Below are 19,466 nucleotides of genomic sequence, written 5' to 3' on the forward strand. Positions count from 1 at the left end.
CTTTGGCCGTCATCATCTTGAGGGGATCACGGCTGGTGGCGTTGTCTTCGCTGGGACGACGCTGTGTTGCCGCCGCCGAACCACCAACTCGGACACATATTGGCATTCTAGCCGCGGTGCGTTCACCGCTCTTGGCGGCACGCTCAGACACTACCGGTTGGCGCATTCCTGATGCGGGAGCGGCGCGCGTGACGAGTGGCCTAACCGTCTTAGGCTGCGCTCGGAAGCTGTGGCGCGTGATCGCCTCTGGGCGGGATCGAGCGAAAGCTGTCGCCCTTTTTAGACGCTCGCGGCCTTGGCCCGGGCGTTGCCCTCCATCTTACGCTCCCAGCGCAGGTTCGTCTCGAACTCTGTGAACACGCTGAGCATATTTATGAACGCCTTGCCGGCGGCGGTTCCGGTGTCGGCTGGCTGCTCCGTCACTCGCGCCATCGCCTCACGTGCCCTGGAGGTGCGGACGATGTGCTGCTGAAGTAGCCCCCTAAATGACCGGACAGGGGCTCACGCTTATGGAAGTGTGTGCCTATGACCGACCGTATGGTGAGTTCCAACGACCCGCCCCGCGCCGAGCGCGTCGAGGTGATCACCTCGGTCCAGCGCCGGCGGCACTGGACCACGCAGGAGAAGGTGCGCCTCGTCGAGGAGACCTATCTGCCTGGCCAGTCCGTCTCGCTCGTCGCCCGCCGCCACGGGCTGAACGCCAACCAGCTGTTCACGTGGCGTCGGCTGATGGAGCGCGGCGCGTTCACGGCCGCCGGTGCCGGTGAAGAGGTGGTGCCAGCCTCCGAGCTTCGTGTTGCCCAGCAGCAGATCCGTGAGCTGCAGCGGCTCCTGGGCAAGAAGACGCTCGAGACCGAGATCCTGCGCGAGGCGATGGAGCGGGTTGCCGCCCCCAAAAAGTTGCCCTCGCGCGTGACCTCGTGGCCGGGGGACGGCCGGTGAGCGCTGTGGCCGCAGCTTTGAGCGTGTCGCGCCCGCACCTCGCCTCGTCCAGGCAGGCCTCCCCCGCCTGGAAGCCCAGGGGCCGACGCGGCCGTCCGCCTGCACCCGACGCCGCGTTGCTCGGCGCGATCCAGGCGCTTATCGCCGATCTGCCAACCTACGGCTATCGGCGAGTCCATGCCCTTCTGCGCCGGCAGGCCGAGCGGGATGGGCGGCCTGCGCCGAACGCCAAGCGGGTTTACCGGGTCATGAAGGTGCACGGCCTCCTGCTCCAGCGACATGCGGGCGGAGCCGAGACGCGCCGTCATAAGGGCAAGGTGGCGGTGGCCGTGCGCAACACGCGTTGGTGCTCGGACGGGCTGCAGATCGCGGCAGAGAACGGTGAGCGTGTGCGGGTCGCCTTCGCGCTCGATTGCTGCGATCGGGAAGCGATGAGCTACGTGGCGACCACGGCGGGCATCACGGGCGAGGACGTCCGAGACCTGATGGTGGCGGCCGTCGAGCATCGCTTCGGGGCGGTCAACCAGCTACCGAGCCTGATCGAGTGGCTGACTGACAACGGCAGTTGCTACGTCGCCCGCGACACGCGCCGCTTCGCCCGCGAACTCGGCTTGATACCGAAGACGACGCCGCTGGAGAGCCCGCAGAGCAACGGCATGGCCGAAGCGTTCGTGCGAACCTTGAAACGCGACTACGTGCGTGTCTCGGTTCTACCGGATGCCGAGAGCGTGCTGCGCCAGCTCCCCGTTTGGTTGGCGCACTACAACGATCTTCATCCTCATCGCGCGCTCGGCTACCGCTCGCCGCGCGAGTTCATCACCCGATCAACCCAGGAGACCCTGTCCGGTCTTTAGGGGGCAACAACAGCTGCAGGTCGCCGATGGATCAGGCTAAGTGATCGTTAGGGGTGATTAGACGACAGCCTCAACCTATGCCAGCCACGCGGTGGGCAATGGCAGGTTCTGTAGAGGGTCGTGAGCGGGCGGGATCGCGATTCCGGCTCTGATGCCTTTGCCGCTTAGCGGAGGACCGACAGAAATCCACACTCCTCGCACATTCGTCCTTTTGTGCTCTTTGTCTGAAAAACGATCGTATTTCCGACAATGGCCAGGACCCGTCGATGAGCGGCCTGAAACGGCCCAGTTTTTGTCGGAGAAACGTGTCGGCTTTTCTATTGCCGGAGAAACGCGCTTTTGGCACTGTCCCGACATGCTCGTTGGATATGCCCGCGTCTCCACTCAGGATCAGAACCTCGACCTCCAGCGCGACGCGCTGACGAAGGCCGGTTGCGAGCGCCTGTTCGAGGAGAAGAAATCCGGCAAGGCCGGCACCAAGCGACCTGCCTTCGAGGCGGCCCTGGCCTTTCTGCGTCCCGAGGACGTGCTCGTGGTCTGGAAGCTTGATCGCCTCGGCCGCTCCCTCGTCGAGATGATGCGCACCATCGACGGCCTGCGCGTGAAGGAGGTGCACTTCCGCTCGCTCACCGAGCAGTTCGACAGCGCCACCGCCCACGGCCGGTTCGCCCTGCAGATGCACGGCGCCATGGCCGAGTACTTCCTCGACCTCAACCGCGAGCGCACCATGGAGGGCCTGAAGGCCGCGCTCGCCCGCGGCCGTAAAGGCGGCCGGCCGAGGAAGCTCAAGGAGGCCGACTTGGAGGCGGGCCGGGCGATGCTGGCGGCCGGCACGATCAGCGTCGCCGAGATCGCCAAGCGCCTCGGCGTCAATCGCGACACCTTCTATAGCTACTTCCCCCGTGCCCGTGCCAACAGCGTCGCCTCTAAGGGCTGAGCACCTGGCCCGGTCAGAGCCTGCATCCAGCTGCTGCTTGCAGCGTCGGGGTGCAGCCTGGTGGCTCTCCTGCCCGACTCGGAGCCCGATAGCTGGAGCACCATGCCGATCAACCCTCGTCAGCTCACCGCCTCCCTGCTCGCTGCCGACCACATCGCCGAGCGGCAGACGATCGCCGCCTTCGTCGCTGACGCCGCGACGCGGCCGGCGCCGAACCCATTTCCGGAGACGAGCGTCGGCGCGGTCATCCAGGTTTGGCGGCAGCGAGCCGCGGAGTTCCAGTCGTTCTCTGTCGAGGAGGCGGGCCTCACCTGCCTGCTCGCGACCCTGTCCGACCTCAGCCTCGACGAGCCGCTGATGCAGGAGATCCTGCGGGCGGGGCCGCATACGGCGAACGTGTTCCACCGCGGCGACGGATGCCGGATCGTCGGTGCCGTGCTCTACGGCAAGCCGGGCGTCGCTCTGCCAGTCCTGCCGTTACCGCGAGCGAAGCGTCCCGGCACGGCACCGCGCTCACGTGCTCGCGTCACGCCTGGCCAGCTCGACCTGTTCACGCAAGCCGGCACCTAATGGTCGACCCGGACCCTACCGGGTCTGTGGCGAGGGCGCAGGTCCGTGCTCGGCGTTGAGGGGCTTCGCCTTGAGCAACTCCCGCATGGCTTTGCTCGGCTTGAACGCGACTCTGCCCTTCGCCGGCACCATGACGACAGCCTGGGTTCGCGGATTGTGAGCGATCCGCGCGGGGTAAGGTCGAACTGCGAATGTGCCGAACTCCCGCAGCTCGATCCGGTCACCGCGTACGAGCGCCGCGGTCATGGTGTCGAGGATCGTGGTGACGATCGCCTCGACGTCCTGGACGTAGAGGTGGGGGTTCTTGGCCGCGATACGGGCCACGAGCTCGGATCGGATCATAGCCCACGCGATGCCGTCTCGTTTATCGAAGTGCAACCGCCTGTCTGGAAATGCAGCGATCGAGGGCCGTTTGCTAAGACAGGCGGAGTGCCAGCCTCGCGCCAAGGTTGAGCAAGATCCGGTCTATCAACTCTCGGAGGTCGGGGTCTGCGATCCGGTCGATCTCAGTTCGCAGATCGATCGCCAAGCTTGCCGCTAACTCCACGGGATCGCTGCCGCTACTCGCCCCATTCGTTGTGGTCGACATGTCCTGCCTGCTTCAGTCGAGAGGAGAGCCGAACGGCTAAAGCCCGGTTGCGGGGCGATTTGTTGGAGGCGAGGACGCGTGCAGGACGGGCGCTTCCAAACCCGAGCCGTGAGCCGAGAATGCGGCCTGCGCTACCGTCAGCGTCTGCGGGACGAGGCGCGCGTAGATCGGCAGTAGGAGCGCCCCGTCATAGGTCGCCGGTAGCGCCAGAGGCTCGACGTCCCAGCCCATGTCCATGACGCGATCGACGAGGACGGGGTGGGTCTGCACGAGCAGCCCGTCGAGATCCAGGACCTCGACGGCACGCGCCACCGCGGCGAATGCCGCCCGTGTCAGCGCGCTCGGCCCCTTCGCTTCCCGCTTCTTCGGGGAGACGGCATGGCGGGTCCATTCGTAGATCCGCGGGCCAGCCGGCGACGCCGCCCCCTGCATGATCTCCGGGTAGACGTCCGTCACCTCCGTTCTCCATAGGCGAAGTGCTCACGCCTCCTCGGCTTGGTCGAATTCGGCGCCCTCGGGATCTCACCCCTCAGGGGTGTCGTCCGCTGGCTCGACTGCAGACGTGAGGCCGCGGTAAACGTCGCCGTGCCGCTCGACCTCACCGCTCGTCGTCATCATGCTGAGGTACGTCGCCAGGATGTTGGGCGCTACATCCTGCAGCCGATCGCTGATCTCAGCATGGGAGAGCCCCTGTGGCCCGGCCTCCTCCAAGAAGGCCTTCAATCGGCCTTTGGCCGAGTTCGCTCGTGGTCCGCGGGGCCCGCGAGCCTTACCCCGGCCGCCTTGAGTTTGATCATCGCCGGCGGATGCTCGGCGGCCAGGTTGATCAGCCGGGATTGAGGCGGGGTCCAGTTTTAGGACAGCAGATCGTCGATTTGCCGCATGACCGGCCCGAGCACCTGTGCCAGCGTCGGTACACTTACCGGCTGCGCAAAGCGGCTGAGGACCCGTTCCTCGGGCCCTACCCGCTCCGCTTTCGCAGAGGCAAGCTGCACCGCCAACAAAAAGTGGCGGTGCAGCAGAGGATGATTACACCTTCTTACCCAGATGGGCTGCAACCTTGGCTGTCGAAACCCCGACAGCAGCGACAGCGTCCTTAAGTTGTTTTTCGGTAACGCTCCATTTCTTGGTCCAGTACGCAACTTCCCATTTCTCGTGAATGTTGATTTTTGTCGGGTCTTGCGGCTGCTTGATTGTTAGATCATCTACCATTGGTGTATCCTTTGAGGCATTGGGTGCCGCCTTAGGAGGGGCACTTAATGGTGAAAATTTCTAGCAATCCGGGAGATCATCCAGATTGTTGCGGGTTGTCTGATCTCGATCAGTGCGTAGGTATTTCCCGTGTTGACCGTGCACGACACGGATTTCTGTCCTGCCGCTTGTCCAAGGGACATAATACGTATGAACCCCGTTCTCTATGTCGTAAATTGCGCTCTGTTTGTCCCGGGGGGACCAAACCTCGCCGTCGTCACAGAGAGCCGTGATATCCCCTTGAGCATCCTTGCGGGTTTTTCTAACCGCCCGATCAGCCATCAACTCACTTCCTTCATTTGCCTCTTAGCAGAGGTTTCCACTAGGTAGTGCTGGCGGCCGTTTCTGCAACCAAAGGTGGGCCAGAGGGCGGCGCAATGGCGTCTTTCCCCTCGATGGAGCGAGCATTTCGACCGTATCAGTTCATGAAGGCTCTTCAGGTGGAAACGACGACACGGCCCTCATTCTGTCGCAGGCGGCCTGCTCCGCAAAAGGCCGAAGATCCAGTCGCTCAGCGTCAAAGGCGGCCTCTCTGGGCTGCTTGCGACGTTGTCAGGCCCGTGTCGCGACGCACCGCTGATGGATGAGATCCTGCGGTCCGGCTTGGTACCGCTCTCACGTGTCCGCGTCATCCTGCTCACGCAAATCGACAACTGCTCGCATGGCCTTGCTCGGCTTGAACCGGACGCTGCCCTTCGCCGGTACCGCGACGACGGCTTGGGTTCGCGGATTGTGAGCGCTTCTCAGCGGATGGTGTCGAACCGCGAACGTGCCGAAATCCCGAAGCTCGATCCAGTCACCGCGCACGAGCGCGGCCGTCATCGCGTCGAGGATCGCGGTGACGATCGCCTCGACGTCCTGGACGTAGAGGTGGGGGTTCTTGGCCGCGATGCGTGCCATCACGCCACACGATGCCGCCTCGTGCGCGTGACGGCAACCGCATGTCTGAAGGCGCTCCGATCAAATGCCGCTCATCACGACAGGCGTAGAGCCAGCCTTGCGCCGAGATTTAGCAAAATCTGATCGATCAAATCTCGGAGATCGGGATCAGAGATCCTATCGATCGCGGTACGCAAATCGATTGCCAGACTTGCTGCCACCTCCACGGGGTCACCTCCGCTACCAGCTTCATTAGCTGTCGTCGACATATCCTACCTGCTTCAGTCGAGAGGAGAGCCGAACGGCTAAAGTCCGGGTGCGGGGCGATTTGTTGGGGGCGAGGACGCGCGCAGGGCGGGCGCTTCCAAACCCGAGCCGTGAGCCGAGAAAGCGGCCTGCGCTACCGTCAGCGTCTGCGGGACGAGGCGCGCGTAGATCGGCAGTAGGAGCGCCCCGTCATAGGTCGTCGGCAGCGCGAGCGGCTCGACATCCCAGCCCATGTCCATGACCCGATCGACGAGGACGGGGTGGGTCTGAACGAGGAGACCCTCGAGATCCAAGACCTCGACGGCGCGTGCCACAGCTGCGAACGCCGCCCGCGTTAGCGCACTCGGCCCCTTGGTTTCCCGCTTCTTCGGCGAGACGGCATGGCGGGTCCATTCGTAGATCCGCGGCCCAGCCGGCGACGGCGCCCCCTGCATGATCTCCGGGTAGACCTCCGTCACCAAGTGTGGCCGCGTCGTGGGCAGGAGACGTGCGTAGGAAATGATCTCCCCTTGCTCTTCGCCGACGATATGGATGCTGTGGGGACTATCGAACTGATCACGCTCGCGGCCATCCGGCTTTCGACACGCCTCCCATCCCAGATGGTCGACGAAGAAGCTGTGCCTGAACTTGTAGATACGCTCGGCCAGATCGGGAAGATCCCGGTCGATGTCACCGGTCACCAGCCTGAACATCGCGATGGCTCCATGCAGGGCATGGAGGTTGATCGCGAAATCTACGGGGAGGCGGCATCCGTAGATCTACGGACAAGGCTCGCGCCAGGTTTCAGTCTATGATGTGACGGCGCAACGCCTCGGCGACGGCCTGCGTGCGCGTGACGCTGTTCAGCTTGCGGACCGCGCTACCGAGATGGTGCTCGACGGTGCGCGTGGAGATCGACAGTATCACCCCGATCTCCCAGGCCGACTTACCGGTCGAGGACCACTTCAGGCACTCGGCCTCGCGACCTGTCAGGGGAGACGGCGGCGTCTCGTCGTCCCCTGCGGGGCCTCGACGCCGGGCGATGGCCTTCGCCGTGGACATCGCATAGATCGCCACGAGATGGAGCGCCGCCCGCTCGTCCTGCGAGAGCCGGACCTGCTCCCCGCCGAAGCTGACGCCCGCCTCGGTCCCATCGATCTGGTGGAACGGCACGCAGAAGCCCTCGTTGAGGCTGAAGGCGCGCGCCTCGTCCATCACGACCATGCCCTGGGGCGTGACCTGCGCCTCGACCGCCTCCTGCCACAGGAACGGATCGGTCGTGCCTCGGATATGGCGGATGACCGGGTCGACGTGCATGTGCCGCCGATCCTGGTAGCGGCGCCCCCATTCCGGTGGCCACCCCGAGATGAGCGAGCAATCGTACAGGTTCTCGTGTGGCGCTCTGGGAAGCCCTGCGATCAGAAATACGTCATACCCGAAGACCGCGCCACTTCTGCGCAGCTCCGAGTAGACATCGACGTCGGTCACCGCTCTGCGGAGGCGATGGACGATATCGAAGGCAGTCTGTCGAATGCCGAGGGCGCCAACCATCCCCGAACCGATCCCCGCGAAACAAGCCAGATACTGGGAGGCGGCCGTATCGTAGATGCGCCCAGCGGTGGCGTAGGCTATAGCAACCTCAGATATTTGTCGCGAGAGCAGGTGTTCCAGGGTGGCCGACGAAACGCGCACGCTGCTCCTGTTGCAGCAGATTTCTGAGCTGGTGGGCGTCGATCCCGCAGCCTTCAAGCAGCCTGGATCCCCGCGGGTTGCCTCTGAGATCCGAGGCTCGGCGATCGATGGTGCCGAGGTGCCCACACTGCAGCGGCTGGTTCGGGCGTACTGCGCTCTGACGACAGACGAGGCGCGCATGGCCGCCATTCGAACGATCGAAGCGCTGGCGGCCTCTCCTGAGCGACAGCTCGCGCCGGCCTAAGCGGTGGCCCTCGACGTGATCGCGACCTGACCGGACAGCCGATCGGATTGGGTCTACTTCAGTCCCGGTGCGACTCTTCTCCGCCACTAAGCTGCCCTCGGCCAAGCTGTAGCCGGAGCCGCGTGGTCGGCGGCGACGGACCCTGATGGCGCCGTCGGTGGTCAGAAAATTCCGGCCTCACCCTGCTTTGGAACTCATGACTTGATAGTCGCGTGGGAGTGCGGCTGGCTCGTTCCCAGCCTGGTTGCGGATATGGGGCGACCACCACCACATCCGGCCGTTCCGGAACTTGAAGTGTCCCCGCACAAAGTGCTCCGCCCGCGGGCGCCCATCAGCTTGTGCGGCACCATCGTCGACATCGATCTGCCGCAGGCGGGCTACGTCGAGGCGGATCGGCCGCAGGTTCGGTAGCGGCGGCCGACCTTTGGCGATCCGGCGCGCGTCGACCCGCTGCGTGTCCGGCGCCGCATCGATCGTGACGACCCCCGAGGGCGAGTTGATGATCAGGAACATGCTGATCAGGTCTGCGGCTGCCTGCTCATGCGGGTTCGGGCCCGGCCCATTGCCACTGGTCGCGGCCTCGACCACGTTTTCGCAGCGAAACCCGCTCGGATCTACGTGGATACGGCCGAGGGTACACACCACGGTTGAGCCCGTCGCGCGTTCGATACCTCGTGCATGCAAGAACTGACGGAAGGCAAAGCTGGACGTGCCCTCAGCCTGTTCGACGAGATAGCCAAGATGGCCTCCTTCCGGACCGCCCCATTCAATCCACGTGAGGGGAAAGGGTGGCCGTGCATGATCGAGGGTGCGCAGCAGATCAGCGATGGGTGTCTTCTCCATGCGCAGGACCGCATCCATCACGCTCTGGTCGACGATGAACCGGCCAGCTTTGGGAATGAGGCCATTGGCTTGCGCAATACCCGCGACGAAAGGGCCATCGCGTTGCTCGCCACATCTATAGATCAATTTTGCCAGTGTCATTTGCTTGTCTGTCGGGGCGGGATCTGGCTCCATTTAGCTGCAAACGAGGAGGTGGGTGATATCACTTTCATTCAAAGGTGCTTGATTTAGAAAACACAATGACCAAGCTGTTATTTTCCTGCTTAAATCTTGCGCGCTGCCCAAGACGTTATTTCAGGGAAAGGCGTATATGCCGACGACGTCACGCTAAGGGACATGCGCAGTGCCAAATTTTTACACTCTGCAGCAGGCAGTTTTTAACTCTGTAAAGTCGGAATTTCCATACAAGATCTACAGGGAAATTGCGGCGAACTGCTTCATGCTGTTGACTTTTCTTGAACTTCATCGCGATGAGATCCATTACGGCGACGTGGCGCGGGAGTTCGCGTCTGCGAGTGATATGCCTTCTCTGGAAGACGACAAGCTTATCGCCGAGGCGCGTTTGCTCAGGGTCATAGACAACGAACTGAGGACGTCAGCGACCCGTAATCAGTTCAGTGCCGGGCTGAGGTGCCTGTCTTATCTTTCGCAAGTCAGGCCTCTCCCCGGGGATAAGGTTGAGCCGCTCGCGCGCCTGGAGCGGGACATCCTATCGTTGCTTTAAGGCTTCCCCGACATCCATCGACGGCTGTCTTTCCCAATCGGCATGGCTTGGCTGGAAGCCATGTCGTCGCTCAGTTCCTAGCGTGGAAGACCAGCCGTGCTTGCAGTGACGCCGCCGGCCTTTGTGATCGACCCCTCATGCGCATGCGTCTGGTCTTCTTAGCTTTTCTCGCGACTGTGCTTCTTGCCCACCCAGTCGCGGGCTTGATCCAGAACGGGCTCGACCCGGCGTATTGGCCCACAGGGGTGACGCGCCCAGGTGTCTGGTTTGAGACCCTGTTCTCCCGCCACATGGGCGATGCGCTCGCGGTACCGTATCTGATGCTGATCGGCCGCGCCCCTGAGTTCGCGAACGACGGCTGGTCACCGGGGCCGCTCCTCGCCGTTGCCCCCCTCCTGATCCTGTTCGGTGCCGAGCTGCTGCGACGCGCCAAGCCCGAACAGAAGCGCGACACCTCCGACCTGTTCGGCTCGGCCCGCTTCGCCAACGAGGCCGAGCGCGGGTGGCTGCGCGACGGCCTCGAACTCGGTCGGGATCCAGAGACGGGGCATCCGGTGCGCATCGCCGTACAGGGTACGCTCGTCACCATCGCGCCGCCGCGCAAGGGTAAGACCTCGGGTCTCCTGATCCCGAACCTCGCCTTCCCCGAACCTCAGGGCTGGGGCGGCCCGGCGGTGGTGCTCGATCCCAAGGGCGAGGTCTACCGCTCCGTAGCCGCTCGGCGCCGGGCACTCGGCCGGCGCGTCGTCTGCCTGGATCCCATGAAGCTGGCCGGCGGCACCGACCGCTGGAACCCACTCCAGGGCCGCGACCCGGACGATGTCCTGTACCTCCAGAGCACCGCACTGGCGCTCCTGCCCGAGGCCACCGGGGACGGTGAGGCCTCTGCCTACTTCCGCAACCGGGCCGTCGATCTGATCACCGGCGCATTTCTGGTCACCCTTCGCCGCCCGGAGGTGTGCTCGGTGACGGAGGTCCAGGACCTCCTCAGCGACGAGGGCCGCTTCCGCGGCCTCCTGCAGCAGTATGTCACACACTGGCCCGAGCCCGCGGCCTACGCGGCCCTGGAGATCCTGGAGGCCGATCCGAAGACGAAGGACCCGATCAAGTCCACTGCCCTGCAGGCGTTCCAGTGGCTCGCCGACCGGCGCCTGCGCGACCTCGTCGGCGCCTCGACCTTCCAGCTGGCGGAGCTGTCCTCCGGTACCGTCGACCTGTTTGTGGCGGTGCCGACCGAGTACAAGGCCGTGCTCGCCCCGTTTCTGCGCTGGCTGTTGTCCGACCTGTTCGCCTCGGTGCGTCGTAGTCGCCCGACCGAGCGGTTGATGATCTTCGTCGACGAGGCCGCGGTGCTCGGCCGGTTCGATGCTCTGCTGACTGCGGCGGGCGAGTTGCCGGGCTACGGCGCCAGTCTGTGGACGATGTGGCAGGATCGCGCCCAGCTCGTCGGCCTCTACGGTGAGGCCGGAGCGGACGTGCTGCTCAACACCGCCGAGGTCGTCACGATCTTCGACGTGCCGGCCGTCGATCCGGACGAGGCCGAGCGCTGGTCGCGGGCGATCGGCGACTACACCGCCTTCGTCGAAACGCAGACCGCTCCGACCGGCGACGCCAAGGGCTCGCCATCCACGACCCGTGCCTCGCAAGGTGCTCGGCTGATGACCAAGGAGGCGCTGATCGCGATGCCGGGCGACGAGCTCCTGGTGTTTCCCAACAGCGGCGGCCACGCCCGCCATCCGCTGCGCCTGAAGAAGACGGTCGCGCATACCGATCCGCGCTTCCGCAGGCTGATCACCTCTGTGGCGCCGGTCGGTCGAGCGCGCTGAGCCGAGGCCCTCGCCGCGCCCGTGTCCCCGATGTGTCGGCGTGCATTGGCAGGGGGCGAGAGGACGTGCGACCGGCCCTGACAGGGCTAATCGGTTCAGCGGCTGTCGGCAGCTTGCTTGCCACGTGATCGGCGTCGGAGCGTCCTCGTTCGAGGATGCTCCGACGCTCAGTGCGAGGCTGGTCCGGGACGGGTCTGCAGCCAATCCGCCGGCACATGCGTCATGGCGTACCCGACCCCGGGGCGCCAATCACGCAGCTCGGCCTTGCCGTCCGTGACCCGTATCAGCGCGTAGGCACGTCCGGCCACGAGGCGGTCGCCGGCGGGCTGCCCGTCCGGCATGACCCAGTCCGCGGACACGTCGCCACTGCTTCGAACCTCGACCCAGGAGATCGGTGTGCGGCGGTAGGCCAGGAGCAGCGCGGACACCAGGCAGAGCGCGAGCAGCGCATTGCGGACGACGAGGTGCCCCCGGAACGGCAGGCGCCCGCGCCAGACCTCGATGCGGCTGGCGTGGACCGGGATCGGCCGAGCGCTCGGCTCTGCCTCTCCGGACTGGTCGCGGATGGAGAGCAGGAGCTCGCGCCGATGTTCCGGCAGGAGTTGCGGGGCGCCGTCCTCCAGGGCGGCGAAGCGCTCGCGCTGCGGGCGCGCCTTCAGCCGGGTGAGTGCGGCGCGGCTGTCCTGCGCGAACGCGGCCGCGGCCTCACGGGCGGCGCGCTCGGCCCGCGCGAGACGGGCACGCACGTCCTCAGGCGTTGCGGGCACGCTTGGCTCCCCCCGCCTGCGTTCCGCCGCGTGCCGGCGAGGCCGATGTCTCCTCGACGAGCCAGAGGGCGGCCGGCTTGACCGCCTCCATCACGGCGAGGCGGAAGGCGGTGAGATCGCGCAGGATCCGTCCGGCCTTCGCCGGTGAGGTCTGCTCGACCAGGCTCGCCCGGTCGAGCCGGCCGACACCGCGCAATTGACCGGCCGCCAGGACCGCGCGCGTCTCGTCCTCCAGCTCGAAGGCGCGCAGGTGCGTCACTGTCGCGTCGCCCACGACCCGCTTCAGGATCGCCGGGTCGATCGCGCCGCGCACAGCATTGGCCACGACGAAGCGGGCCCCGGCCCAGTCCCGCGTGCCCTGCAGCAGCTTGCCCGCGTCGGCGAGGGAGCCGGCTTCAGCCGCCACCACCACCACCAGCCCGAGCTCGATCCCCGCGCTCTTCAGGACCGGTGCCTCGTCCTTGAGGATGCCGAGCAGGCTCGCCGAGGTGTTCGCACCGATGTCGACGAGGGTGGCGGTCTTCACCGTATGGAGCGCGTTGATCACATCGTCGAGCTCGGCCCGTGCCGCCTTGCCACCGCTGGCCTCGATCGCCTCGCGCGTGGCGCGCATGCGGAAGTGCTGCACGCTGCCGGGCTCGTTGGCGGCGGTGGCGGTCTTGAACTCGGTCAGGCGCGGCACCGACTCGATCTCCAGGATCGCGGCGTCCGGCACCGCCTCGGCCAAGCCGCGGGTCACGGTCGACTTGCCGATGCCGCCGGTTTCCTGGGCGACGAGGAGGATGCGGGGCATGGGTGTCAGTCCTTCTTGAACAGGTGGCTGTGCTTCTCGATCTGCAGCCGCCGGATCTCCGCTTCGGTGAGCGGCGCGTCCGTGTCCGCGGCGGCTGGCACGTCGCGTTCCGCACGAAGCTCGGGCGCGAGCCGTGACGATCGGGAAGCGGAGGCAGTCTGGGCATCGTCTCGTGGTGCAGGATCAGGCCGATCGGAATGGGCTGCCCGCGCCATCGCCTTGGCCGCACGGGCAGCGGCTTGGCGGCGGACGCTGGAGATGATGCCGGTCAGATTGCGTCCTGTGACCGGCCGGCCGTTTGCGGTGGTGTAGCCCTGCGCCGTGAGCCCGGCCGCGACCGCGTCCCAGGTCAGGCCACTAGCCTGGAGGGCGACGAGGGCATCGAGATGGTCGCGCACGGCATCCATCAGACCCGTGGCGGGCCGACCACCCGGCGCTCCCGCCCTGCGACGGCTGCCGGGGGTAGCGGCGGCGTCGTGGGCGAGGCGGCGTAGGTCGAGACGGGGGCGCTGGGCCATGGCGAGGCCCTAGCAGTCCGGCGCTTGCCGATGCGTGCAGCCGATCGCTCGAATGCCGGAGATGACGGCAGGCTCACGTTAGTGTCCAGTCGCGTCCGGCAGGCTACGGCACAGTACGGCTGCGATACGGTAACGGGTACGGCATGAGAGGGGGCATCACACCACACGCACTGAAGTGACCGAGCGTTAACCGCGTGGCCGAGCGAGCCTCGCCGGGCGGCTCGGATCGTGCCAGGCCGTGGAGCGTGGTTCCTCACGCAGCAGGTACGCCGATGGTCCAGGAGGTCAAGCTCACCGTGACCCTGGAGGCGGCGCTCGCCGACCGATTGAAGGTTGCCGCGACCGAGCGCGGCTGGTCCCCCGAAAGCCTCGCGGCCGATTGCGTCGCTCAGGCCTTGGAGGTGGCGATCCGCCATCGGGTCCTGATCGAGCGGATGGAGCAGATCGACGGCGCCATCCTCGACATGGCTCAGGCCGTCGGTGACCTCGGTGCACCATCGGGCGGTATCGACCTGTCCAAGGTCTGCCGCCTCCGCGCGGGCGACGCCGCCGATCCGGCGCGATGACCGCCTCGCTGCACCGTCTCGGCGCCGGCGCACCGGCGGCGGCGTACTACACCAACGACAGCCAGCGCGAGGCACGCCCGGATCGGCGTGATGAGTACTACCTCTCGGATGGCGGCGGGGTGTGGTGGAGCAGCGGCGAGACCGTCGTGCGCCACGGCGCCGCGATCGACGCAGCCTCGTTCCGGGATCTCTGTGCAGGGCTCGCTCCGGCCACCGGCAGGCCGCTGGTCCGCGGTGCGGGCCCGGGCCACTGGGCGGGCGTCGACTGCACCATGACACCCGGGAAGTCCGTGTCCGTCCTTTGGATGGCCGGCACATCCGAGCAGCGCGCGGCGATCGAGGCGGCCCACCGCACCGCAGTCGAGCGCGCGCTGAGTTTTGTCACCGCGGAGGGGCTCATCACCGTCCGGACCGGCGCGGGCGGCACGGAGCAGCATCGACCGCAAGACCTGATCGTCGGTCGGTTCGATCATTACACCACGCGTGAAGGTGATCCAAATATTCACACGCATTGTGTATTTATCAACGTCGCTAGTGCTCCCGCAAATGCCGGCGCCGGTCGGTACAAGTCGCGGACGCATCTGACTATCGAGCCCGAGCGATTGTACGCTGCTCAGCTCGCGGTTGGGGCGGCGTACAGGGCGGCGCTGGCCGAGGGGCTGCGCGAGCGGTTCGGGCTGCAGTATCGCGAGGCCGGGCGCGGCCAGTGGGAAATCGCCGGCCTGCCGGAGACGCTGCTCGCGGCCTTCTCCAAGCGGTCCGAGCAGATCCTCGCCTATGCAGGGGCAGGAGCCAGCAGCGCCCAGCGCGAGATCGCCGCACTCGCCACTCGCCGGGGAAAGGAGGAACTGCCGACCGGCCCGGAGCTGGAGGCGCGCTGGCGGGAGGAGCTCGCCGCTTGCATGATCGATCCGTGGCTGGCCGCGCAGCATCCTGAGCGCGACGCTGCCCGCGCGATAGACGCCGAGCGCGATCCGGAGCGGGAAGTCCCGTTCGACCCACCCGAGATCCCCGGCGACGGCCCGGTGGCGCGCGCCGCCTCGGCTCTGTTTCGGCACGAGAGCGTCGTGGCACGCAAGGACCTGCTCCAGCGTGCCCTGGAGGTCGCCGGCGTCGTCGGCCTCGGTGTCGACGCCGTCGAGGCGGAACTCGCCCAGCTCGAGTGGGATGGCACACTGCTACGGCTGGCCGATGCCGAGTTGGTGCCGGATGCCAGCACGTGCTGGACCAGCCCGAGCATCGCCGCCTGCGAGGCTGCGATGCTGCGCGCGGCTGATCGCCCCCTGGAGCGGACGTGGATCACGCCCGAGGCGGTCGAGGACGCACTGACACAAGCTCATTACCTCAGCCCCGAGCAGGGCGAGGCTGTGCGTCATGCCGCTGGTCGGGACGGAGTCTCGCTGCTCCAGGCTGGCGCCGGCACCGGCAAGACCACGACGGCCGCGGTGCTCGTGGCCGCAGCCCACGGCTCCGGATTGCGGGTGATCGGCCTCGCCCCGTCCTGGGTCGCCGCCGATGAACTCGCGCGCTCAACCGGGATCCCGGCTCAGGCGATCGCGCGCTGGCGCCACGACCAGGTGCGGGCGACTGGTCCCGACGCAGCGCACCGTTCGGATCTCCCGCCACAACTCGACGCCGACACTCTGGTGTTGGTCGACGAAGCCGGGATGGTCGCCACCCGCGACCTGGAGGCCGTGCTCAGTGCCGCTCGCGCCGCCGGGGCGAAGGTGGTGCTAGTCGGCGATAGACGCCAGCTGGCCTCGGTCGGGGGGGCGAGTGCATTGCGGGTGGTCGCCGAGGTGGTCGGGCGCTCGGCCGTGCTCGAAGACGTGCGGCGTCAGACGGTGGACTGGCAGCGCGCCGCCTCCGTGGCGATGGCACGCGGCGATGCCGAGGCAGGCTTGCGCGCCTACGTGGCCGAGGATCGGGTCGAACTGATCGCTGGCGTCGACGCGGCGCAGGCGCGCGTGATCGCGATCTGGGGTGAGCAGCGCGCCGCCCACGGCGACGATGTGCTGATCGTGACCCGGCGCAACGCCGACGCGGCTGCGTTGAACGTGCGGGTACGAGCCGCGCTGCGCGCCGAGGGACGCCTCGGACCCGACCTGATCACCCTGCCGGCGCGTGACCGCGTAGATAAGCTCGTGCCGCTGGCGATCGCGGTCGGAGACACCCTGCGCTTTGGCGAGAGCCTCTCCCATCTCGGTTTGCGCAACGGCAACCGTGCCCGTGTCGAGGCGATCACGGCGGAGCCGGAGGGAGGCGCGCGTCTGCGCCTGGCGCTGGAAGACGGACGGGTGATCGAGGCGGCGTGGTCGGATCTGGCGCAGCAACCGCGGTTCGGCCGTGCGCGGCCACAACCCAAGATCGTGCACGCGTATGCCGGCACAGTCTACGCGGCGCAGGGGCGAACCTGCGCTGCGACGGTGATGTATCTGGGGGCCGGTACGGACGCACGGGAGGTCTATGTCGGTCTGACCCGGCATCGGCACGAGGCGCGGGTGGTGATTGAGCGCGACCGGCCCGACGCCCTGTGCCGACAGCGGCAGGCGGACCCGCGGATGCCGGCCACCGACGCGATGGTGCTGGAGCGGCTGTTCCGAGAGGCGCGTACCTACCGCGAGAAAGCCAATGTGGCCGATTATGCCGCTGACCGGGTCGCGTTCGTGCGCGACGGCCTGCTCGGACTACGCGAGCGCGTCGTCCCAGGCATCGATGTACGCCGTGCGGCGCGTGCAGCGCGCGCCCTACGCGAGGCTGCGGCCTGGCTCGGCGTGGAGCGCCTGATCGTGCCGGCGTGGCGCGTGATCGACGCCTACGGACGCCGCCTGACACGCGCGTCGACTTCGGCGACTCACGCGCTCACGGCGCGGCTCGCCCGCCGTCTGGGGCACCCGGATCCAGAGCGCGGACGCGGCATCGAGCGGTGAGGCATGTGCTTGCCACGCGCCTGAGTGGCCCATACGCAGGCGGTTACACCCACCTGCGGTATCGACTTGACCTTTCCCGTCACGCACCAGCCGATCCTCTCGAACGGCACGACGCACAAGCTCCATCATCTTCAGCCGTTCAAGGTCACGCTCGTAGATCAGATTGCGCCGGGACAGGATTTGATCGTGCGCGTGTCTTTCCATTCGCACGTCTACAGCCAAGCTAACGACGGGAGGCCGACTGTCGAGGTCGTGTTTCTCGATGAGGGGGGCAAATCCCGGGTCTTTTGCCCGACAAGGTACGCAGCGTGTCTCTCGCTTCATACGCTGTGTACTCAGTTTCTCCTGAACAATGGCCTCACATTCGATTCCAAAGATAAGAACCAGAGAAATCACCTCACCATCGCCGGCGATCCTACGACAGATGGGGTGAAATACCACGTCTACTACGAACTCATGCCTTCCAAGGCGGCAGGCGTGGACGTCGAATTCGTCGTCAAGTCAGCCTACGACAAGGGGTATGTGGCAGCCCACCACAAGCGGCGCGAGCACGTGAAGAGGTTCCTGCGTCAGTGTCACTTCAAGCAGGAGAGGGTGCCCAAGGCATAAAAAAGGCCCCTATGCGGAGCCTTGATTATCGCCTGAAGGCGGTGCGAGTGCCCCTTACCGTGGTATTCCGGCCAGCGTGGGCGGGCATGTGATAGCGACCCGTGGGGGAAGCCTCGCTGTCTATCACTGCGCATAAATCTAATAGCTGGGATGGAAGAGTCAAGGGATCGGCTCGTGCAGCGCAATCGATCCGATCGATCGGCGCCGCATCCTGAGACCCGTCGCTGCGCTGTGGCGCTCGGGGCGCATCCGTGAGGTAGGGTGAAGTTACGCTTTGTTCACCCCGTGTGGAACAGACCGATCTCATGCCGATCCGGCGCGAGCACCGCTTCTTCTATCCGATAGACTGGCCGCAACTCTCGATCGTGATCCGGTTCGACCGGGCCAAGGGCCGCTGTGAGAGCTGCGGGCGGCCTCATGGGCGGATCGTCTACCATCTGGGCGACGGCCGATGGTGGGATGCCGAAGGCGGCACTTGGCGTGATGGGGGCGGCAAGCGGATGCGCCTCACCCTCGGCGTCGACGATGTGCTCGGGCGTGCGCGCAGGACGCGCGTCGTGCTCGCGGCCGCCCATCGCGATCACGACACCAGCAACAACACGAACGCCAACCTCGCGGCCTTCTGCCAGCGATGCCACATGATCCATGATCGCCCCGAGCATCGCCGCCGCCGCTGGGTCACCCTGTTTCGGCGCAAAGCGCTCGGAGATCTGTTCCGAGGTCCTTACGCCTAAGGAGCCCTGCCCGCGGCACCGCTAACCCTCGGCGGTCTCCCTGGCCTTCCGCGGCCGGCCCACGCGTTTCGACTTCTCCGCCGTGGCTTCTGGAATGTCTGCGCGCTGCGAAGCTGCCTTCCCACGCGACTGCCCCAGGCCGATGCTCTTGGCCATCGCCGAGCGGGCCTGGGAGTAGCTCACCGCCACCAACGGGTAGTCCCGCGGCAGGCCCCACTTCTCCCGATAGGTCTCTGGATCGAGCCCCAGCCCCGTGAGATGGCGCCTGAGCGTCTTGTACGGCTTGCCATCCTCGAAGCTGATTAGCGCATCGGGGCGGATCGACTTCCGGATCTGGGCCGCCGTTGGCTTCTCGACGCGCGGAGCCGCCAACGCACTCGTGTTGCCGAGCCCGGTCACCGCCGCGTGGACGTTGGCGATCAGGGCTGCCAACTCCGTGACAGGCACGGGGTTGTTCGCCACGTACGCTACGACGAGATCAGCTGTCAGCCCGGTATAGTCGCTGCTCTCGGCCTCGATCGTCCCCATCTTATCGTCCACGTCGCCGCTATCCTTATAATCAGCGTGATATTCCGCCGAAGCTAGAATATTAGCAAAGGGATTTTATTTGGTAAAGGCATTACGATGATGGCATTTCCGGTTGCCTCGGCGCATGATCACGAGGGATCGGCCAGACGGTGCTTGCCACTTGGCATCCCTTCGGTGAGGCCCTGCTTCGTCCCGGTCGATCCGAGGGCCACCCTGATCCAATCGGCTTTGTGCCCACAAGGTGGTCAGGTGCTGTCCTCGACGCACGCTCCGTCCAGCCATGTGACGGCGGCCTCCAGCGTGTCGAACCGGTGCGCCACCTGCATGAACGGCGCAGGCCGAGGCGGGGCATCTTCCAGCAGCTCCGCGTGCCATCCACGGACGTCGCCGCCTTTCGAGACGCTGCGCACCACGCTGCGACGAT

At 66.2% G+C, this 19,466-nt stretch carries 22 protein-coding genes; 9 read left to right on the forward strand and 13 right to left on the reverse strand.

Features of this window, described 5'->3' with window-relative positions; all coding sequences use genetic code 11:
• Positions 1-279: 279 nt before the first annotated feature.
• Positions 280-462: a recombinase family protein gene (locus J3A75_RS36195; protein WP_312892968.1), complete on the reverse strand. Its 183-nt coding sequence runs from the start codon at positions 460-462 to the stop codon at positions 280-282.
• 75 nt (positions 463-537) lie between these two features.
• Between J3A75_RS36195 and J3A75_RS36200 the strand changes: the two genes are divergently transcribed.
• The 3 genes from J3A75_RS36200 to J3A75_RS36210 all read left to right on the forward strand — a co-directional run bounded on the left by J3A75_RS36200 (position 538) and on the right by J3A75_RS36210 (position 3,303).
• A protein-coding gene (locus J3A75_RS36200; RefSeq protein WP_245372227.1) for an IS3 family transposase occupies positions 538-1,796 on the forward strand; the annotation gives its coding sequence in 2 pieces (ribosomal slippage) (positions 538-882 and positions 885-1,796; 1,257 coding nt in all).
• Positions 1,797-2,151: 355 nt separating this feature from the next.
• Positions 2,152-2,733, forward strand: a complete 582-nt coding sequence (locus J3A75_RS36205) for a recombinase family protein (protein WP_209651386.1) — start codon at positions 2,152-2,154, stop codon at positions 2,731-2,733.
• A 102-nt stretch (positions 2,734-2,835) separates the two neighbouring features.
• Positions 2,836-3,303 carry a hypothetical protein gene (locus J3A75_RS36210; RefSeq protein ID WP_209651387.1) on the forward strand — a complete coding sequence of 156 codons (468 nt, stop codon included), beginning with the start codon at positions 2,836-2,838 and terminating at the stop codon, positions 3,301-3,303.
• 15 nt (positions 3,304-3,318) lie between these two features.
• Here the strand turns inward: J3A75_RS36210 and J3A75_RS36215 are convergent, their stop codons facing one another.
• The 7 genes from J3A75_RS36215 to J3A75_RS36245 form a co-directional block, all read right to left on the reverse strand.
• A complete protein-coding gene (locus tag J3A75_RS36215) occupies positions 3,319-3,645 on the reverse strand; it encodes an HU family DNA-binding protein (RefSeq protein WP_209651388.1) in 327 nt (108 codons plus the stop codon).
• Between the two features lie 283 nt (positions 3,646-3,928).
• The gene (locus J3A75_RS36220) at positions 3,929-4,348 is read right to left on the reverse strand and encodes a hypothetical protein (RefSeq protein WP_209651389.1); all 420 of its coding nucleotides are present in this window, start codon (positions 4,346-4,348) and stop codon (positions 3,929-3,931) included.
• Between the two features lie 573 nt (positions 4,349-4,921).
• Positions 4,922-5,104, reverse strand: a complete 183-nt coding sequence (locus tag J3A75_RS36225) for a DUF3606 domain-containing protein (protein WP_209651390.1) — start codon at positions 5,102-5,104, stop codon at positions 4,922-4,924.
• Positions 5,105-5,164: 60 nt separating this feature from the next.
• Positions 5,165-5,425, reverse strand: coding sequence for a DUF3892 domain-containing protein (locus J3A75_RS36230; protein ID WP_209651391.1), 261 nt, complete (start codon positions 5,423-5,425; stop codon positions 5,165-5,167).
• 333 nt (positions 5,426-5,758) lie between these two features.
• Positions 5,759-6,043: an HU family DNA-binding protein gene (locus J3A75_RS36235; protein WP_209651392.1), complete on the reverse strand. Its 285-nt coding sequence runs from the start codon at positions 6,041-6,043 to the stop codon at positions 5,759-5,761.
• Between the two features lie 284 nt (positions 6,044-6,327).
• Positions 6,328-6,981 carry an acyl-homoserine-lactone synthase gene (locus J3A75_RS36240; protein WP_209651393.1) on the reverse strand — a complete coding sequence of 218 codons (654 nt, stop codon included), beginning with the start codon at positions 6,979-6,981 and terminating at the stop codon, positions 6,328-6,330.
• 91 nt (positions 6,982-7,072) lie between these two features.
• Positions 7,073-7,819 (reverse strand): LuxR family transcriptional regulator, encoded by a 747-nt coding sequence (locus tag J3A75_RS36245; protein WP_209651394.1) that lies wholly within the window; start codon positions 7,817-7,819, stop codon positions 7,073-7,075.
• Between the two features lie 121 nt (positions 7,820-7,940).
• Here J3A75_RS36245 and J3A75_RS36250 point away from each other — a divergent pair, with 121 nt between their 5' ends.
• The gene (locus J3A75_RS36250; protein ID WP_209651395.1) at positions 7,941-8,204 is read left to right on the forward strand and encodes a hypothetical protein; all 264 of its coding nucleotides are present in this window, start codon (positions 7,941-7,943) and stop codon (positions 8,202-8,204) included.
• A gap of 177 nt (positions 8,205-8,381) precedes the next feature.
• On the opposite strand, the gene J3A75_RS36255 is transcribed toward J3A75_RS36250, so the two are convergent.
• Positions 8,382-9,188, reverse strand: a complete 807-nt coding sequence (locus J3A75_RS36255) for a hypothetical protein (RefSeq protein WP_209651396.1) — start codon at positions 9,186-9,188, stop codon at positions 8,382-8,384.
• Between the two features lie 828 nt (positions 9,189-10,016).
• Between J3A75_RS36255 and J3A75_RS36260 the strand changes: the two genes are divergently transcribed.
• On the forward strand, positions 10,017-11,597 hold the full coding sequence (locus tag J3A75_RS36260; RefSeq protein ID WP_312892965.1) for a type IV secretory system conjugative DNA transfer family protein: 1,581 nt from the start codon (positions 10,017-10,019) through the stop codon (positions 11,595-11,597).
• 167 nt (positions 11,598-11,764) lie between these two features.
• Here J3A75_RS36260 and J3A75_RS36265 read toward each other — a convergent pair whose 3' ends face one another.
• From J3A75_RS36265 to J3A75_RS36275, 3 genes are read right to left on the reverse strand one after another with little or no spacing between them, the layout of a single operon-like run.
• Positions 11,765-12,364 carry a hypothetical protein gene (locus J3A75_RS36265; RefSeq protein WP_209651397.1) on the reverse strand — a complete coding sequence of 200 codons (600 nt, stop codon included), beginning with the start codon at positions 12,362-12,364 and terminating at the stop codon, positions 11,765-11,767.
• Positions 12,348-13,157 carry a chromosome partitioning protein gene (locus tag J3A75_RS36270; protein WP_209651398.1) on the reverse strand — a complete coding sequence of 270 codons (810 nt, stop codon included), beginning with the start codon at positions 13,155-13,157 and terminating at the stop codon, positions 12,348-12,350. The genes J3A75_RS36265 and J3A75_RS36270 overlap by 17 nt, the downstream gene beginning before the upstream one ends.
• Before the next feature lie 5 nt (positions 13,158-13,162).
• Positions 13,163-13,555, reverse strand: a complete 393-nt coding sequence (locus tag J3A75_RS36275; RefSeq protein ID WP_209651399.1) for a hypothetical protein — start codon at positions 13,553-13,555, stop codon at positions 13,163-13,165.
• Positions 13,556-13,869: 314 nt separating this feature from the next.
• Between J3A75_RS36275 and J3A75_RS36280 the strand changes: the two genes are divergently transcribed.
• The 4 genes from J3A75_RS36280 (at position 13,870) to J3A75_RS36295 (ending at position 18,514) form a co-directional block, all read left to right on the forward strand.
• Positions 13,870-14,241: a hypothetical protein gene (locus tag J3A75_RS36280; protein ID WP_312892966.1), complete on the forward strand. Its 372-nt coding sequence runs from the start codon at positions 13,870-13,872 to the stop codon at positions 14,239-14,241.
• Positions 14,238-17,171, forward strand: coding sequence for a MobF family relaxase (mobF, locus tag J3A75_RS36285; RefSeq protein ID WP_209651400.1), 2,934 nt, complete (start codon positions 14,238-14,240; stop codon positions 17,169-17,171). Before J3A75_RS36280 ends, mobF begins: the two co-directional genes overlap by 4 nt.
• Before the next feature lie 24 nt (positions 17,172-17,195).
• Positions 17,196-17,780: a hypothetical protein gene (locus J3A75_RS36290; RefSeq protein WP_209651401.1), complete on the forward strand. Its 585-nt coding sequence runs from the start codon at positions 17,196-17,198 to the stop codon at positions 17,778-17,780.
• 305 nt (positions 17,781-18,085) lie between these two features.
• A complete protein-coding gene (locus tag J3A75_RS36295) occupies positions 18,086-18,514 on the forward strand; it encodes a hypothetical protein (protein WP_209651405.1) in 429 nt (142 codons plus the stop codon).
• 21 nt (positions 18,515-18,535) lie between these two features.
• On the opposite strand, the gene J3A75_RS36300 is transcribed toward J3A75_RS36295, so the two are convergent.
• Positions 18,536-19,054 (reverse strand): MucR family transcriptional regulator, encoded by a 519-nt coding sequence (locus J3A75_RS36300; protein WP_312892967.1) that lies wholly within the window; start codon positions 19,052-19,054, stop codon positions 18,536-18,538.
• Between the last annotated feature and the right edge of the window lie 412 nt (positions 19,055-19,466).

The organism is Methylobacterium sp. PvP105, from assembly GCF_017876975.1.
Taxonomy (GTDB): Bacteria; Pseudomonadota; Alphaproteobacteria; order Rhizobiales; family Beijerinckiaceae; genus Methylobacterium; species Methylobacterium radiotolerans.

Excerpts from the sequence above, each read along its gene's own strand:
- J3A75_RS36255 (WP_209651396.1), bottom strand. The coding sequence starts at position 9,188 with ATGACACTGGCAAAATTGATCTATAGATGTGGCGAGCAACGCGATGGC.
- J3A75_RS36240 (WP_209651393.1), bottom strand. The coding sequence starts at position 6,981 with ATGTTCAGGCTGGTGACCGGTGACATCGACCGGGATCTTCCCGATCTG.
- J3A75_RS36230 (WP_209651391.1), bottom strand. The coding sequence starts at position 5,425 with ATGGCTGATCGGGCGGTTAGAAAAACCCGCAAGGATGCTCAAGGGGAT.
- J3A75_RS36205 (WP_209651386.1), top strand. The coding sequence starts at position 2,152 with ATGCTCGTTGGATATGCCCGCGTCTCCACTCAGGATCAGAACCTCGAC.
- J3A75_RS36215 (WP_209651388.1), bottom strand. The coding sequence starts at position 3,645 with ATGATCCGATCCGAGCTCGTGGCCCGTATCGCGGCCAAGAACCCCCAC.
- J3A75_RS36210 (WP_209651387.1), top strand. The coding sequence starts at position 2,836 with ATGCCGATCAACCCTCGTCAGCTCACCGCCTCCCTGCTCGCTGCCGAC.
- mobF (WP_209651400.1), top strand. The coding sequence starts at position 14,238 with ATGACCGCCTCGCTGCACCGTCTCGGCGCCGGCGCACCGGCGGCGGCG.
- J3A75_RS36245 (WP_209651394.1), bottom strand. The coding sequence starts at position 7,819 with ATGGTTGGCGCCCTCGGCATTCGACAGACTGCCTTCGATATCGTCCAT.
- J3A75_RS36225 (WP_209651390.1), bottom strand. The coding sequence starts at position 5,104 with ATGGTAGATGATCTAACAATCAAGCAGCCGCAAGACCCGACAAAAATC.
- J3A75_RS36295 (WP_209651405.1), top strand. The coding sequence starts at position 18,086 with ATGCCGATCCGGCGCGAGCACCGCTTCTTCTATCCGATAGACTGGCCG.
- J3A75_RS36270 (WP_209651398.1), bottom strand. The coding sequence starts at position 13,157 with ATGCCCCGCATCCTCCTCGTCGCCCAGGAAACCGGCGGCATCGGCAAG.
- J3A75_RS36235 (WP_209651392.1), bottom strand. The coding sequence starts at position 6,043 with ATGGCACGCATCGCGGCCAAGAACCCCCACCTCTACGTCCAGGACGTC.